Genomic DNA, 15,091 nt, shown 5'->3' on the forward strand with positions numbered 1-15,091 from the left:
ATGCAGCGGGTGGTGATTACCGGGCGTGGCGTTATCTGCTCCCTGGGGGAGCGTCTGCCGGATATCCGGGCGCGCATGGCGTCTGATGATGGGGTTTTTTGCCGCCCGGATTTTGATGGCGAGGTGGTCACCTGTCCCGTGGAGGATTTTGATCTGACGCGCCACATCGGGCGCTGGAAGCACCGGCGTTATCTGAACCGGGGGGCTTCCCTGGGGCTGGCGGCGGCGTCCATGGCTCTGCAGGAGAGTGGTATTGCCGACAGCCAGCGGCAGGAGATGGGGCTCTTCGCGGGCGTTGGTCCCCATCTGGATATTGCCGGCACTTTTGCCCATATCGCCCATGGCGTTCTGGATGAACAGGGCATGGAGGCGCTGTGGCTGCTGCGCTTTCTGCCCAATACCCTGGCGGGGGCCATCGCCCAGCGTCTGGGGGCGCGGGGGGAGAACCTGACCGTTGCCACGGCCTGCACCGCGTCGCTGCAGGCCATTGGCGAAGCCTGGAATCGCATCCGTTTTGGTCAGCTGCGTCAGGCCCTGGCCGGTGGCGGCGACAGCCGCATCAGCTCCGGCGGCATTCTCGGTTACAAGCGGGCCGATGCCCTCTATCGCGGCGAAGGACCGCCTGCTGAGGCGTGCCGCCCCTTTGACAGCTCCCGTAGCGGCTTTATCTGCGGTGAGGGAGGCGCCTTTGTGGTGCTGGAATCTCTGGAGAGCGCCCAGGAGCGGGGCGCTGCCATTTACGGCGAACTCACTGGTTACGCCTGCACCATGGATGGCCTCTCCCTGACCGCACCAGACCCCCTGGCCTGCCAGGCGGAGGTGGCCCTCAGGCGTTCCCTGGAGCGGGCCGGTGATCCTGTTGTGGATCTGGTGTGCGCCCACGGTACGGGTACACCCCTCAATGACGCCATGGAGGCGGAACTCATTGGACGGGTGTTTGGCGACAGGCCGCTGGTGACGGCCTTCAAGTCGTGGATTGGACACCTGAGCGCGGCCAGTGGTGCCGCTGATCTGGTGCTGGCCCTCGGCTGCCTGGAGAGTGGGCAGGCTCCCCCGGTGCGCAATCTGCATCAGCCCTGCCACCACGGAATACGCTTGTCCCGTGAATTCCAGCCAGTTGCGGTGGAGCACCTGGTGGTGCAGAATTTCGGTTTTGGCGGTCAGAACGCTGCTCTGGTGGTGCGGGCATGGAACGGCAGGTAATTGCCCCGGCCACAGCACACCTGCGGCTGCTGGAGTACATTGTGTCCCTGGATGAAACCCAGGCGCTGGCGAGTGCCCGCATCGATGATGACTCGCACTTTGTCATTCAGGAGACAGTGGTGCAGTTGGCCGCCCTGCACGTGCGTCACCGCCTGCGTTGCGAGCGTCACGTCTTTTTGCTGGCGCTGCAGCAGTGGCAGCTGCATGTCGCCCGTCAGGCTGTTCCCGGCCCGCTGGCGGTGCGTTCCACCATCACAGCGGCCAGCAGCGAGGGCTTTGCCTGTCACGGTGCTCTGGTGCGTCAGGGCGCTGTGCTGGCCGAGGGGCATTTCCTGATGGGCACCATGGCCTATGGGGGCGATTTTGCGGAAAGCCTTTTACGGCCCCACTACCAGGAGGTGATCCGATGCTTGAGCGCTGGCAGATACAGCTAGAGCAGCAGCGCCAGCAGGGGCTCTACCGGCAACCGCCGACGGTGCGGCAGCGCTGTGGCAAGATCCTGGTGATGGATGACGGCTCCCGGCTGCTCAACTTCGCTTCCAACAACTATCTGGGGCTTGGTTGCGATCCGGTGCTGGCGAACCGCGTGGCCCGTCATTTCGAACGCCTGGGCAGCAGCGCCTCCTCCTCGCGCCTGGTGTGCGCCGCCTACTCTGCCATTGCCCGTGCCGAAGAGGCACTGGCTCGCTATTTCGGCTACGAAAGCGCCATCATTCTGCCCAGTGGCTACCAGGCGAACCTGACACTGGTTTCCACGCTTTTTGCGTATCAGGATGTGATTTTTTTTGATAAACGTATACATGCCAGCATGGTCAAAGGTCTGCAGCTGAGCGAAGCCAGCTTTCACGGCTACAACCACAATTCCATGGAGCACCTGCAGCGCCGCATGGAGCAGCGGGGCTGCCCCGGACGCAACGCCGTTGTCACCGAGGCGCTCTTCAGCATGGATGGAGACCGGTTGCCGGTGGAGGGGCTGAATGCGCTGAAAACCCACTGGCAGTTCCTGTGCGTGGTGGACGAGGCGCACTCCTTTGGAGTCCTCGGCCCTGGTGGCCGGGGTCTGGGCGCGGGGGTGGCGGACATTGCCACCGGAACCCTGGGCAAGGCCATGGGCCTGTTTGGCGCCTTTCTCCTGCTGCCCCATGTGGTGCGGGAGTATCTGCTGAACTTTGGCTCGGGGCTGATCTACTCCACCTCGCTGCCCGAAGCCCATGGGGCGGCCGTACTGGAGATGCTGGAGCTGCTGGAGAACAGTGAGCCCCGGCGGCAGCACCTGGCATGGCTGGCAGATACCATGAAAGCAGCTCTGGAGCGGGAGGGCTTTGAGGTTGCGGGCGACGCCCACATTCTGGCCCTGCAGGTGGGCGAGGAGCATCGGGCCCGGGAGTTGGCCCAGGCCATGGGCCGGCGCGGTATCCTCTGTTTTGCGGCCCGCTATCCCACGGTACCCCTGGGACAGGCCATTCTGCGCATCAGCCTCAGCGCCCTGCACGATGAGCAGGACATACGACAGTTTATACAGACCCTCAAGGAGGCATGGCATGAAACTGGACAGGAAACCCAAACGACTCTTCGTAACCGGAACGGACACTGACGTGGGCAAAACCGTGGTCAGCCTGATGCTCATGCACTACTTCACGGCCCAGGGTCGTTCGCCTTTCTATATCAAGCCGATTCAGACCGGCTGCGCTCACCCCCACGACCAGGAGAGTGACGCCCGCTTCGTGTGGGAGCACCTGCAGACGGCACAACCCGTGGACCCCGCCGCCAGCGTGCTCTACTGCTTCTCTCCCGCCAAAGCGCCCTGGTTTGCCGCCCGCCATGGCGCGGCTGCCATTGATATTGATGAAATCACGTCCTTCGTGGCCCAGCGGGAAGCCGAACACGACCCTGTCATCATCGAAGGTGCCGGGGGCGTCATGGTGCCCGTCACCGAAGAACTGTTGATGCTGGACCTGATGGAAGACCTGGAGGCGGCTCCCCTGATCGTGGCCCGGGCGGGGCTGGGAACCATCAACCATACCCTGTTGAGCATAGAAGCCGTGCGTCAGCGCTGGAGCAAGCCCCTGGGCGTGGTGCTGGTGGATGCGGCCGACCCGGCGACGGAATCGTCCATGATCATCGAAAACGTCGAGGCCATCGAGCGTTTCAGCGATGTGCCGGTGCTGGGAGTGATTCCGCGACTGGAGAGCTTTGCCAGCTATCCCGCCGAACTTGAGGGCCTGCTGGCATCCATCGACGCGCGATTGTTCGCCTGACTTCCAGCGCTTTTACAACTGAAAAAAGGCATCCAGCCCTGTGGGCCGGATGCCTTTTGCGGTTCGCGTATACGGGTCAGTAGACTGTCACAGCGCCTTGGCCGCCTTGCGGCACGCTTCGAGGGTGGCGTCGATGTCCTTGTCACTGTGCGCGCCGCCCATGAAGCAGGCTTCAAACTGGCTGGCGGGCAGGTAGACGCCGTTTTCCAGCATGGCGCGGAAGAAGGCGCCAAAGCGCTTGGTGTCGGAGGTGACGGCGTCGGCAAAATTGTTCACGCTGGCCTGTTCGGTGAAGAAGATGGTGAACATGCTGCCCAGCTGGTTGAGGACGTGGGGGATGCCGACTTCCTTGAGGATGGCGCTCATGGCCTGGCTCAGCTGGGCGCTTCTGGCATCGAGTTCGGTGTAGAAACCTTCGCGGGCCGTGGCCTTGAGAGTCTGGATGCCGGCTACCATGGCCAGGGGGTTGCCTGAGAGGGTTCCGGCCTGATAGACGGGGCCGGCGGGGCTGATCATCTCCATGATGGCTTTTTTGCCACCGTAGGCGCCCACGGGCAGTCCGCCGCCGATGACCTTGCCGTAGGTGCTCAGATCGGGCTGCACGTCGGGGTTGAGGCCCTGATAACCGCTGGGGCTGAGGCGGAAGCCGCTCATGACTTCGTCAAAGATCAGCAGGCTGCCGTATTTTTCCGTCAGCTGGCGCAGGCCGGACATGAAGGCTTTGTCGGGATGGATAACGCCCATGTTGCCGGGGACGGGTTCGAGGATCACGCAGGCGATGTCTTCGGGGTGGGCCTTGAAGAGCTCTTCCACCGAGGCGAGGTCATTGAAGGTGGCCGTGAGGGTGTGTTTGGCGTAGTCGGCGGGAACGCCGGGGCTGGTGGGGACGCCGAAGGTCAGGGCGCCGCTGCCGGCTTTCACCAGCAGGCCATCGCTGTGACCGTGGTAGCAGCCTTCAAACTTGACGATCTTGTCGCGCCTGGTGTAGCCACGGGCCAGGCGAATGGCGCTCATGGTGGCTTCGGTGCCGCTGTTGACCATGCGCACCATTTCCACGGAGGGCACACGCTCGCAGACCATGCGAGCCAGCTCCACTTCCAGTTCGGTGGGGGCGCCGTAACTGATGCCACGCACCATCTGGCGCAGCAGGGCGTCCACCACGTCGGGGTAGCCGTGGCCCAGGATCATGGGGCCCCAGGAACCCACGTAGTCGATATATTCCTTGCCTTCGGCGTCCTTGATCTTGGAGCCAAAAGCCGAGTCGATGAAAACGGGATCGGTGCCCACGGAGGCGAAGGCGCGCACGGGGGAGTTCACTCCACCGGGGATATACTGGCGGGCCTGTTCGAAGAGCTGTTTTGAATTCATGCTTACTCCTTATGATTATGGGAATTTTCTTGCTGCACTCTGGCGCTTATACTATATAGTGGAGCCATACTTTGCAAAGGAGAATTCTCCCCGTGGCTTTTCTGAAAAAAATATTTTCCCGCAGCGACTCCGCTGAAACCCCTGCCTCCCCTGAAGCTCCCCAGCAAACGGAAGCTCTTCCCACAGAAGATGAAACTGTCACATCGGGCGGCGTGTTCGCGCGCCTGAAGAGTCGCCTCAGTCGCACCAGCTCGGCGCTGACCCAGCGCATTGAGGCTCTGGTTCCCGGCAAGACCACCATCGATGACGAATACCTGGATGAGCTGGAAGAGGTCTTCCTCAGCGCCGATGTGGGGGTAAAGACCACCATGGAAATCATGGACCTGGTGCGTGAGAATGTGGGCCGGAGCCTGAAGGTTCCCGGAGATATCCAGCCCTTTCTACGCCGTGAGATCGGCCGCATGATCAGTCTGCCGGCAAAGGCAGAGACCGAACCTGCCAAACCCCATGTGATCCTGGTGATCGGGGTGAATGGTTCGGGCAAGACCACCACCACGGGAAAACTGGCCCACAAGTTCATCGGTCAGGGCAAAAAGGTGGTGCTGGCGGCGGCTGACACCTTCCGCGCCGCCGCCATCGAGCAGCTGGCCATGTGGGCCGAGCGCACCGGTGCCCATATTGTCAAACACCAGCATGGTGCCGACCCCTCCGCCGTGGCCTACGACGCCACTAAGGCGGCTCTCTCCCGCCACGCCGACGTGCTCCTGATCGATACGGCGGGGCGACTGCACACCAAGAGCAACCTCATGGACGAGCTGAGCAAGATTGAACGGGTGATCGGTCGCGATATCCCCGGCGCTCCCCACGAAACCTGGCTGGTGCTGGATGGTACCACCGGGCAGAACGCCCTGAACCAGGCGCGCCAGTTTCTGCAGTCGGTGAAAATCACCGGCTTTGTCCTCACCAAGCTCGACAGCACCTCCAAGGGCGGTGCTATCATCGGCATCATCCGCGAACTGGGCGTCCCCGTGCGCTACATCGGCATCGGTGAAGGCGTGGAGGATCTGCAGGAGTTTGACGCCGAAAGCTTTGTGGACGCGATTTTTGGAGTATCACCCTCAGCAGCCTGCGAAAAGGAAGAAAAACATGTTTGAACTGAAAGTGACAGAAGAGTTTGCCAGCGCCCATAATCTGCGGGACTACCAGGGCAAGTGCGAGAATATACACGGCCATAACTACGTGGTGAACCTCTATGTGCGTGGCGAAAAGCTGCAGCACAACGAAATGCTGGTGGACTTCAAGGTGATGAAAACCTGTCTGCGGGAGGTCATGGAGTACCTGGATCACAAATACCTGAATGATGTTCCTCCCTTTGACCAGTGGAACCCCACCGGCGAGAATATCGCCCGCTATGTCTATCAGGAGTGCAAACGCCTGCTGGCGGAGCAGGGGGTGGCCAACGCCACCGTCTGGAAGGTGGAGGTGTACGAAACCAGCACCTCCAGCGCTACCTACTGGGAGTAGGGTTGCAGCCATGTATATGCATGGGGAAATGTGCAGTGGAGCAGCACTCCGCCAGTGTTCCTCCCAGAGACACTCGCTTTCGTCCATGGCTCGAGTCTCTGCCGCTCGCCATCCAGGCTCGCTCTCGGAACACTGGCGCTTCTGCTGAAAAAAAGTCCATGGTGCAGCCGTGAAGAGTTCCGTCTTTCTTTCGGGAAAACTTGAGCCCCGTCAATTTTTCTTCCGCTGTTCTGGCGTACATTGTGTGCACATGGAATTGCAATGATGCCCGAAGGAGATAACGATGCACAGCGGATGTTCTGGAACATTTACGAGTGGTGCCCAGGTGGTGGACAAACTGCGGATGATGGGGTTTAATAATCAGTTTTTTCCCATTCCCGTGCATTTCACCTGCACCAACTGTCAGACGGAATTTATGATGGAAACCCTGGAGTCCCAGTGTCCCAGCTGCCATATGACCTATGGCGTGACACCCTGCCACGCCCATGACCCCGACAGCATTCAGGCGGCGGGAATTCACTACTGACAGGCTGCAGATGCAGACAATAAAGGGCCCGGACAGTGTCCGGGCCCTTTGCGCGTCAGGCGTGTTCAGTCGTTGTGGGTATTCTTGTGCTTCCGTGTGCCGGTGGCGGGAGGCAGTCCGGGTGCTTTGGCTGGTGCGGCGTCGTCGCCGATGCGGAAGACACTCAGGTGATCCTGGACATCCATGGCCAGGCGGGCCAGGTCGCTGGAGGCGTGACCCACTTCTTCCGACGCCTGGGCGGTTTCCTCGGCGGCGGCGGAGATGTTCTGAATGTCGCCGCTGATCTGATCGGCGGCGGTTGACATCTGCTCCATGGCGGCCACATTCTGCTCAATCAGCTGCTGCAGGCTTTCCATTCCTCCCAGGATTTCCACGAAAGCGCTGTCGGTTTGCTGGGCAAGCTGATTGCCGCTCTGGGATTTTTCATTGACGGTGGCCATGGCGCTGGTGACCTGGTTGACTCCACCCTGAATGCTCTGGACGATGCTGATGATCTCCTGGGTGGATTCCGTGCTGCGTTCGGCCAGTTTACGCACTTCGTCGGCCACCACGGCGAAGCCTCTGCCGGCGTCGCCGGCGCGGGCCGCCTCTATGGCCGCGTTGAGAGCCAGCAGGTTGGTCTGGTCGGCGATGTCGTTGATGACCTGGATGACCTCTTCCACCCGTGCTGCTTTTTCTTCCAGGGAGCGAGCTGCGCTGGAGGCCTCTTCTGCCTCATTGGCAATGGCTTCCATCTCGCGGGTAGACTGCTGGACGATCTGCCCACCGCGGCGGGCCTGGCTCAGGGCTTCCACTGAACTTTCGCGGATATCGGAAATGTTGCGGGTCACCTCCCCGACCGTCTGGGACATTTCCATGGCAGCGGAGGCAATCTGGGAAACGCTTTCCGCCTGGACGTTCATGCCGGCGCTCATCTGGGTGGAAGAACTGCTGAGCTCCTCACTGGCTGAAGCGACCCCATCGGCGGAACGTCGGATATTGAGGATCATGTCGCGCAGATTGGTGATCATTTCGTTCAGGGCCTGGGCCAGCTGACCGATTTCATCGCGCTGGTTCAGGGGCAGGCTGGTGTCAAGGTTGCCAGCGGCAATTTCACGGGCGAAGGCCATGCTGAGATGCAGGGGGCCGACGAACATGCGGGTGATGGATATCGCCAGGAAAACTCCCAGCAGCATGGCGACGATGATGCCGATAATGAGGATAGCGTCAGCCCTTTGCACCTCGGCATCCATGTACTGGTCGATGGCGTTCAGGGCTTCGTCGATAGAGCCTGCAACGCGGTCGATATCCTGGCGCAGGATGCCCAGTGACTGCAACAGCAGCTCCTTCTCTCCCGACCACTGTTGCAGGAGAGGCCGATATCGCTGGATTTGCTCGCGGGTAGCTTCCATGCGTGCCAGCAGGGTGCTGTTGATGCTGTTCTGCTGCGACCAGGCAAGAAGGGTGTCGATATTGCTGAAGCTTTGCTGCAAAGACGAACGGGCCTCGTCGAGGTACTGCTCGTCCTGATGATTGTCAAAGCGCTCCACGTAGAAGCGCATGCGATAGATGTTTTCCACCAGTTGGCCTTCGGTGTGGAGAATGTTCAGCAGGGAACGGATCTGAGCAGGATTATTGGTGGCAGCCAGCATCTGGGTGATGGTGGGCAGCAGATAGTCGCTGATCTGCTGGGCTTCCTCGCGCAGCTGGATTGCCAGAGCCCCCAGCTGGTCAAATGTTTGCGCCTCCTGCTCCAGGAGGCGCTGGTACTCCTGGAAGCTGCGCTGAATTCCCTGGATATCGGTCAGGGAGCTGCGCAGGGCAGTGGACTGGTGTGTGCGAAGAATGCCTTCTATCTGCTCGCGGCTGCTTTCCATCTGCAGTTCTGCTGTGTTGGCGAATTCCGGGTTTTCGAAAAGGGCAAAGCGCAGGACGTTGCGGGCTGAGTCGTAGAGTTCAATGGCGGCCCGATTCATGGCTGAAGCGGTATCGGCACCTTGCTGCACCGTGTGGAGGGACAGGTAGGCGATACCTCCGATGGCGAGAGTAATAGCGAGAATAAGGCCGAAGCCACCACCCAGCTTGGCGCTGGCGCGCAGATTCTTGAACATGGTCTCTCCTTTATGTGGCATGAAATTTACTGAAAATGTGACAGTATCGTCGAAAGATTGATGTGAGAAAATTTTGAGCTCTACAGTATCATAGGCTGGTGTCCCTGATGATGGATTCAAAGTCCAGCATCATGATCAGTCGATCATCCATGCGAATAACGGAGGTTATGCTCTCCCGCTGCCCCGTCTGCTGGAAGCTGGCTGTCGATTCCAGATGTTCCGGGCAAACCTGGTAGATGCGGTTGACCGCATCCACCAGAAATCCGTGGAATCCCTCCTGGAATTGCGTGACGATGACCCTTTTCTCCTCTGCCGGGCTCCCTGCTTCAGCCTTCAGCCAGTGGGCCAGGTTGATCAGGGGGATGATATGCTCGCGCAGGTGAAAGATGCCGAGAATACTGGGATGGGCTTCGGGAAGTGGTGTGGAAGCGGGAACTTTGATGATTTCCCGCACATGGCTGACATCAATGCCGTAGTGCACGGGCACGCAGACATTGTCAGCGCTGCGGTGGTGCAGCTGAAATTCAATGATCTCGCCGGTGTGGGGTGGCTGGGCGGTGTTTGTCTCCATTACTCCTCCTGCTGGTGTGGTGGAAAAAGGGCGCTGCCTGCCTGGGTGGAGGGCGTACAGCCGATTTGCTGGTGAATGCGCCAGAGTTTCGCTTCAATATTGAGAAAGGCACTGACAACGACAGGGTCGAACTGCTGGCCTGACTGCTCGACGATGATGTCGCGGCAGGCCCGGCGTTCATAGGCGGGTTTGTAGCTCCGCGGGCTGCTGAGGGCATCGTACACGTCGGCCAGGGCGACTATGCGGGCGCCTATGGGAATGGCTTCAGCGCACAGTCCGTGGGGGTATCCGCGTCCATCAAAACGCTCATGGTGATAGAGGACGATATCCCGCGCGGTGGTGTAGGTCTGCAGATCCATGCTGCGGCAGATGTCATCCACCAGGTAGCTGCCGATGGTGGGGTGCTGCTGGATCAGGTGGCGCTCCTGCGTGGTCAGGAAATCCTCCTTGTGCAGGATGGTTCCGGGTATGCACACCTTGCCGATGTCGTGAATATACGAGAGCTCCATGATGCGACAGGCGTGTTCCGGCGTCAGCCTGCGCAGCTCCAGGCGCAGCAGCTCCTGGGTCAGAGCCTGCGTGAAGTACCGCACCCGCTTCAGGTGGAGGATGGTCAGCGGCTCATGGTGGCGGGTGATCTGCGCCAGCTGGAGCAGGCAGTTGCGGCTGCTGAGCGTTGCTTTTCGCAAGGGGGTACTCCTGGCAAGACGGTGGAGATGGCAGCTTCCTGATGGAATATGGCAAACCGGTATTCTGTGCTGGGGTGATATTTTCGTTCAGTGGTGAATGCGCCTGCTTCTCAGATATTATATTTTGCGATTGAGAGTTACTTGTTGTATGGGTTTGGGAGTTCGACGTATGAACAAGGGGGCTTTCTGGTAATTGTTGAGTCGTCAAATGTCTCCCATTATGCAAAAGAGAGTAGCAAACGCATTATTTTCGCGCAAGGTATTTTTCTCCTATTTCGTCGATAATCTGTTCTATGCGGGCGCTTCTGGCTTTGCCGTTCACTACCTGTGAAACGCAAGATGGCGAGACACCAGCTATCTGGGCTATTTTTTTCTGCTTAATGCCGGTTTCATCTATGATTAGCCGTAATCTTTCTGTCTTTTTTTCTGTCCCCATAGTATCCTCTATGACTTAACTTTTATGAAGTTTACGTTGTGATGCTATAGCAATAACGTGCAGACACTCTAACATGCAATGGCGAGGAAATGAATGCTAAATCAACGACTTCGTGAACTCCGCAAAATGCTTGGGCTCACCCAGGGTGAATTTGCCTTCCACGTAGGAACTTCACCGGGCTATGTCAGTGAAGCTGAGCAGGGAAAAAAAGTTCCTGGTGGAGAAATTCTTCGGCGGATCTGCGAAAAATTGAATGCCAATATCAACTGGCTGCTGACGGGAAGTGGCGATATGTTTCTCGAGGGGCACGCGGGGAGCCTGCCCTCTGGGTCAGCGCCTGTGCGGACGACGGAGTATGATTTTGTCAGCGTGACGCCCTATCGTGCCTGGGAAAGCCAGAGCCATGGGGCCTGTGTGTGGCAGATGGACGCGCACTCGATATTGTGGCTCTACCGCCCGTGGATCGAGTGTCACCTGAGAATCAGCAAGGAGGTCGTCTGGTCACTGTGTATGCAGGGTGACAATATGGACCCCACGTTGCGGGCTGGAGATATTCTGCTGGTGGACGGAAGCTGCAAGGAAGTCGCGATAGAGGGCATTTACCTGATCTGCTGTGATGGCATGCATGCCGTTCGCAGGGTGCAGCGCATGGGCTCCACCCTGACCCTCTCCAACGATAATTCTGCTTACCGGGATACTGACCTGGATGTTTCCCGTAAGGGCCTGGAAATTATCGGTCGCGTGGTGGCTCGATTGGCGGCGCTCTGACAGGCTGGTCGCCGTGGGGGTTCGGCCCCGCTCACCAGAGGTCATAGACGAGACTGATGGCGGTGATAGTGTCGGTGTTTTCCTTGTTGGGGGGCACATCGGTCTGATGCTTTACCGTGAACGACAGACGCACGGCAAGCTGCCGGTGCATCTGGGTGGTCAGCGACAGGACCGACTCGATTTCCGTGTTATCGGCGCCGGACTGGATCAGCAGGTCTTCGCCAAGGCGAGTGCTGTCCGTCATGCGCCACTTCCAGGAGAGTGCTCCACGGATGATGGCCTCACGGTCGCGTTCGCCACTGAGCATTTTCACCTGCCTGGCACCGGCGCCTATTTCCGCGTCCAGCTCATGGGTGGGCCCGTCCAGCAGGCGACGACCATAGCCCACTGCTTCCGAGAGTTGGTAATCGTAGCCCTTGAAGCGATCTTTCTCATAGCGCACCACGCCGAAGAGGTAGTCGTTATTGGTGAATTTCCAGTCGGCCTGGCCGCTGCCCAGATAGCGTTCGGCGGTGGTGGTGCCATCTTCGGCGCGGTTCAGGGCTTCCAGTTGCACGGTGTAGCGCCAGGACTCCTCTTCAAAACGCATTCGGGATTTGGCGTTGAGGGTGTCGGCGTCCGTATTGCCGCGGGCAAAGAGCCCGCCCACTTCTGCCTGTCCGCTCCAGCCGTTCTTGCCGCTCCACCCGGCCAGGGCCGGGGAAGCCTGGGTGAATGCAAAGGCCAGACTTGTGGCAAGCAGGAATCGGTTTCGCAGCATTAAAAACACCTCCTCAATGCTACCCTAGCAGCCTGCTGGCACACCGACAAGCCGTTTTCACTCCTGCTGACGGGTGTGAAATATCCGTTGCAATGGGCGGAGCCTTTATCAGACAATCTGTCTGAGCGCTTACTGAACCAAGATGGGAGCTCCCATGGAGTATACACATGACACCATTTACGCTAAGCATGTTCGCGTGAAGCAATACCGCGATGGATATCGTTTTGGGATAGATCCGGTTTTACTGGCCCGCTTTACGCCGGTGGCTTCCCGCAGGCGGGTGCTGGATATAGGTACGGGTTCCGGAGTTATTCCCCTGCTGCTGGCCTATCTGTACGGTGTGCAGGCTCTGCACGCGGTGGAGCTGCAGCCGGAACTGGCTGATCTGGCCAGGGAGAACTTTCGGGAAAACCAGGTAAACGTGGATCTGTTTGAGGGGAATTTTCTGGAGTACGAACCAGCAGAGGCCTTTGATTATATCTTTTCCAATCCGCCCTATCGCAAACACTCCAGTGGTGAGATGGCAACGGGCCAGCGGCGGTTGGCCCGCCACGAGAGCCTGATGACCCTGGAGCAGATGATCGCCCACGCCTCTCCCATGCTGCGGGGCGGGGGCAGCCTTTCCCTGGTGATTCTGACCGAGCGCTTCGCCGAGCTGACCCAGTATCTGCGTCGCCACAACCTGGAGCCCAAGCGAGCGCGCTTTGTTCACTCCACCCTGACGGCGGGCAGCCGCATCTGTCTGGTGGAGGCCAAGAAAGGGGCAAGGCCGGGGATGGAGGTGGAAGGGCCCCTGATCGTCTACGCCGATGCCGGCAGCCAGACCTATACCGCGGAGTGCCGGCACCTGTTGTGGGAGGACGGCAAAGCGCCGGTGTGACAGGCCCCAAGGTTTTTCTGAAGTTACGCATCTTGTCGTCTTGGTATAAGTTATTATTATTATGTTTACCATGCGAAAATCGTATTGACTTTGTCATCTGTTATTTCTCTTTTCGTTTGTGGATATTACCCTTTTTGACCGCGCAAAAAGGGCACAAAAACGCGCCCCCCGAACGCCCGTTTTTCCGGATCGTTGGCTCGCCTGTTCTGGAGATCCAGCAGACACTGCATCCCTGCAGTGCTACCGGACCACTCACTTCCTGTGAGTGTCCCGTTCGGGTCTTGCCAGCCAGGCGTCGCACTCACCGGACGGGCTCAGGGGGGAACGACCTGTTTCTGCCTCTCCCCCGTGTGCTGGCCCCGCCAGGACGCGCCGACTGTCAGGCTGCTGAAAAACCTCACCTGCGGCGTTGCTCACCAGTGCTCGTCGCTGCGACGTACAGGAAGTACGTCGCACTCCTCACCTTGCTTGCGCCTTGCACTTGAGAACTTTTCAATTGCCTGCATAACGCGATGGACCCGCAGGGTTGACGCCACGAGGGCGGCAACTGCAAACCAAAAGCCATGGATGGCGGTTGTTTGCGGTCCCTAGTTCCAGGCAAGCGGACGGCTGAAAAGGACAGCACTGGGGGCCGCTTCCCAGTCACTTTTTGCGGGTAAAAAGTGGCAAAAGAATCTCGTATATATGGTGAGGATAATGTCAAGCGACGCAGTCTGTGCAGAACTATTTCCGCCATTCCAACATGGCATCAGGGTCGGCGCTGACAACCTGCCGTTTCGGGGATGCGAAATTTGGGGTACGGTTCTGGCTGGCGCTCGCCATTCTGGCGTGCTTTCGCTGTGCAGGCGAGGTTTGCCAGGCCAGCAGCAACGTGTTTTTCTCAGTACCAGAGTCCCCAGATGTTGCGTCTGGGTCGCCGGATAGTGTCGAAGGGTGATTCAAAAGGCGCGCGTTCTGTTTCCAGGACGGCGGGGGAAATATGGTCTGGAGGGGCCATGGTCAGTATGCGTTCAATGCGTTCAGCGGTGGGCGGATGGGTTCGCAGCAGTGAGGGGTAGGGAGTTTTGGTGCCGGGCATCAGGGCTCGCTCCAGCCACGAGTGCTGATAGCGTTCGATTTTTTCCAGGGCGACTGCCAGGGCTTCGGGGTCGCCGCTGATCCGCAGGGACTCCAGATCGGCGTCGTACTCTCTGGTCCGCGAGAGTGCCAGCTGCAGAAGCGCGCTGACGGTGGGCGCGGCAATCAGGGTGATGATCAGGAGCCAGGAGACCGTGGCTTTTCCGGCGGCAATCAGGGGCAGGTTAATGATCAGCAGAATCTGCCCGGCGAAGCTCAGGGTGGCTGTCAGGCGTGAGGCGATATCAGCCATGGACATCAGGCGCAGATCGCCGCTGGTGATGTGGGCGATTTCGTGGGCCAGAATGGCGCCCAGTTCGCGCATGCCCATGACGTGCAGCAGGCCGTGGGAAAGGGCGATGGCGGGGTTTTTGCGGCTGCCCACGGTAAAGGCGGTAATGGTATAGCTGGGCAGGAAATAGAGCTGGGGAGGGCGTTCCAGCCCGGCGCGGCTGCACAGGATGGCCAGCAGGTCGTGAATGCGGGGCGCGTGGCTGTAGCCCATGACTCTGGCGCGATACAGGCGCAGCACCATGTGGGGATCTATGCCGGGGGTCAGCAGAATCAGCGTGATGCCGAAACTGACGACCCAGAGGGCCCCCAGGGCTCCGGCCAGAAAGTACCCCACCAGGGCCATCAGCAGGCCCATGCCACTGAGCAGCGCGACGGTCTGCCATAGGTTGCCCAGTTTGGAGGCAACGTAGGAGATTCGGTCAGGACTTTTTCTTCTCATCTTTTTTTATCTTTTTCGGCTCGCACAGGTGGCCCTTCTTTTCGGATATCGCCTTGCAGTGCTTGCATTTGTAAGCGCCGGCCTTGGCCGTGGCTTCAGATTTTCCCTTCAGGCATGATCCCATGGTGCCTCCGGTGAGTAAGGGGTGGAGGTGCTGCGCCTTCACTGC

Annotated in this window: 15 protein-coding genes; 9 read left to right on the forward strand and 6 right to left on the reverse strand. The window is 59.4% G+C overall.

Annotated features, from left to right (window positions below; all coding sequences use genetic code 11):
- The 4 genes from SELIN_RS02510 to bioD are packed head-to-tail and all read left to right on the forward strand — an operon-like array spanning position 1 to position 3,461.
- Positions 1-1,203, forward strand: coding sequence for a beta-ketoacyl-[acyl-carrier-protein] synthase family protein (locus tag SELIN_RS02510; protein WP_013505133.1), 1,203 nt, complete (start codon positions 1-3; stop codon positions 1,201-1,203).
- Entirely contained in the window at positions 1,188-1,637 is a 450-nt protein-coding gene (locus tag SELIN_RS02515) for a hypothetical protein (RefSeq protein WP_013505134.1), read from the forward strand. The genes SELIN_RS02510 and SELIN_RS02515 overlap by 16 nt, the downstream gene beginning before the upstream one ends.
- Positions 1,610-2,797 carry an aminotransferase class I/II-fold pyridoxal phosphate-dependent enzyme gene (locus tag SELIN_RS02520; RefSeq protein ID WP_013505135.1) on the forward strand — a complete coding sequence of 396 codons (1,188 nt, stop codon included), beginning with the start codon at positions 1,610-1,612 and terminating at the stop codon, positions 2,795-2,797. The genes SELIN_RS02515 and SELIN_RS02520 overlap by 28 nt, the downstream gene beginning before the upstream one ends.
- Positions 2,745-3,461 carry a dethiobiotin synthase gene (bioD, locus tag SELIN_RS02525; RefSeq protein WP_013505136.1) on the forward strand — a complete coding sequence of 239 codons (717 nt, stop codon included), beginning with the start codon at positions 2,745-2,747 and terminating at the stop codon, positions 3,459-3,461. Before SELIN_RS02520 ends, bioD begins: the two co-directional genes overlap by 53 nt.
- An 87-nt stretch (positions 3,462-3,548) precedes the next feature.
- On the opposite strand, the gene hemL is transcribed toward bioD, so the two are convergent.
- The gene (gene hemL / locus SELIN_RS02530; protein WP_013505137.1) at positions 3,549-4,829 is read right to left on the reverse strand and encodes a glutamate-1-semialdehyde 2,1-aminomutase; all 1,281 of its coding nucleotides are present in this window, start codon (positions 4,827-4,829) and stop codon (positions 3,549-3,551) included.
- A gap of 92 nt (positions 4,830-4,921) precedes the next feature.
- On the opposite strand from hemL, the gene ftsY reads away from it, so the two are divergent.
- The 3 genes from ftsY (at position 4,922) to SELIN_RS02545 (ending at position 6,879) form a co-directional block, all read left to right on the forward strand.
- On the forward strand, positions 4,922-5,983 hold the full coding sequence (gene ftsY, locus SELIN_RS02535) for a signal recognition particle-docking protein FtsY (protein WP_013505138.1): 1,062 nt from the start codon (positions 4,922-4,924) through the stop codon (positions 5,981-5,983).
- Positions 5,976-6,353: a 6-carboxytetrahydropterin synthase QueD gene (gene queD / locus SELIN_RS02540; protein ID WP_013505139.1), complete on the forward strand. Its 378-nt coding sequence runs from the start codon at positions 5,976-5,978 to the stop codon at positions 6,351-6,353. Before ftsY ends, queD begins: the two co-directional genes overlap by 8 nt.
- Positions 6,354-6,636: 283 nt before the next feature.
- Positions 6,637-6,879, forward strand: a complete 243-nt coding sequence (locus tag SELIN_RS02545; protein ID WP_013505140.1) for a hypothetical protein — start codon at positions 6,637-6,639, stop codon at positions 6,877-6,879.
- Between the two features lie 65 nt (positions 6,880-6,944).
- On the opposite strand, the gene SELIN_RS02550 is transcribed toward SELIN_RS02545, so the two are convergent.
- The 3 genes from SELIN_RS02550 to SELIN_RS02560 all read right to left on the reverse strand — a co-directional run bounded on the left by SELIN_RS02550 (position 6,945) and on the right by SELIN_RS02560 (position 10,229).
- Positions 6,945-8,969 carry a HAMP domain-containing methyl-accepting chemotaxis protein gene (locus SELIN_RS02550; RefSeq protein ID WP_013505141.1) on the reverse strand — a complete coding sequence of 675 codons (2,025 nt, stop codon included), beginning with the start codon at positions 8,967-8,969 and terminating at the stop codon, positions 6,945-6,947.
- Positions 8,970-9,057: 88 nt separating this feature from the next.
- Positions 9,058-9,540: a chemotaxis protein CheW gene (locus SELIN_RS02555; RefSeq protein WP_013505142.1), complete on the reverse strand. Its 483-nt coding sequence runs from the start codon at positions 9,538-9,540 to the stop codon at positions 9,058-9,060.
- On the reverse strand, positions 9,540-10,229 hold the full coding sequence (locus SELIN_RS02560) for an HD-GYP domain-containing protein (RefSeq protein WP_049871078.1): 690 nt from the start codon (positions 10,227-10,229) through the stop codon (positions 9,540-9,542). Before SELIN_RS02560 ends, SELIN_RS02555 begins: the two co-directional genes overlap by 1 nt.
- 529 nt (positions 10,230-10,758) lie before the next feature.
- Between SELIN_RS02560 and SELIN_RS13710 the strand changes: the two genes are divergently transcribed.
- On the forward strand, positions 10,759-11,433 hold the full coding sequence (locus SELIN_RS13710) for an XRE family transcriptional regulator (RefSeq protein WP_013505143.1): 675 nt from the start codon (positions 10,759-10,761) through the stop codon (positions 11,431-11,433).
- Positions 11,434-11,464: 31 nt separating this feature from the next.
- Here SELIN_RS13710 and SELIN_RS02575 read toward each other — a convergent pair whose 3' ends face one another.
- Positions 11,465-12,193 carry a DUF481 domain-containing protein gene (locus tag SELIN_RS02575; RefSeq protein WP_013505144.1) on the reverse strand — a complete coding sequence of 243 codons (729 nt, stop codon included), beginning with the start codon at positions 12,191-12,193 and terminating at the stop codon, positions 11,465-11,467.
- 154 nt (positions 12,194-12,347) lie between these two features.
- Here SELIN_RS02575 and SELIN_RS02580 point away from each other — a divergent pair, with 154 nt between their 5' ends.
- Complete coding sequence (locus SELIN_RS02580) at positions 12,348-13,073, forward strand: tRNA1(Val) (adenine(37)-N6)-methyltransferase (protein WP_013505145.1); 726 nt, start codon at positions 12,348-12,350, stop codon at positions 13,071-13,073.
- Between the two features lie 880 nt (positions 13,074-13,953).
- Here SELIN_RS02580 and SELIN_RS02585 read toward each other — a convergent pair.
- The gene (locus SELIN_RS02585) at positions 13,954-14,922 is read right to left on the reverse strand and encodes a zinc metalloprotease HtpX (RefSeq protein WP_013505146.1); all 969 of its coding nucleotides are present in this window, start codon (positions 14,920-14,922) and stop codon (positions 13,954-13,956) included.
- Between the last annotated feature and the right edge of the window lie 169 nt (positions 14,923-15,091).

This window comes from Desulfurispirillum indicum S5, assembly GCF_000177635.2.
Lineage (GTDB): Bacteria > Chrysiogenota > Chrysiogenetes > Chrysiogenales > Chrysiogenaceae > Desulfurispirillum > Desulfurispirillum indicum.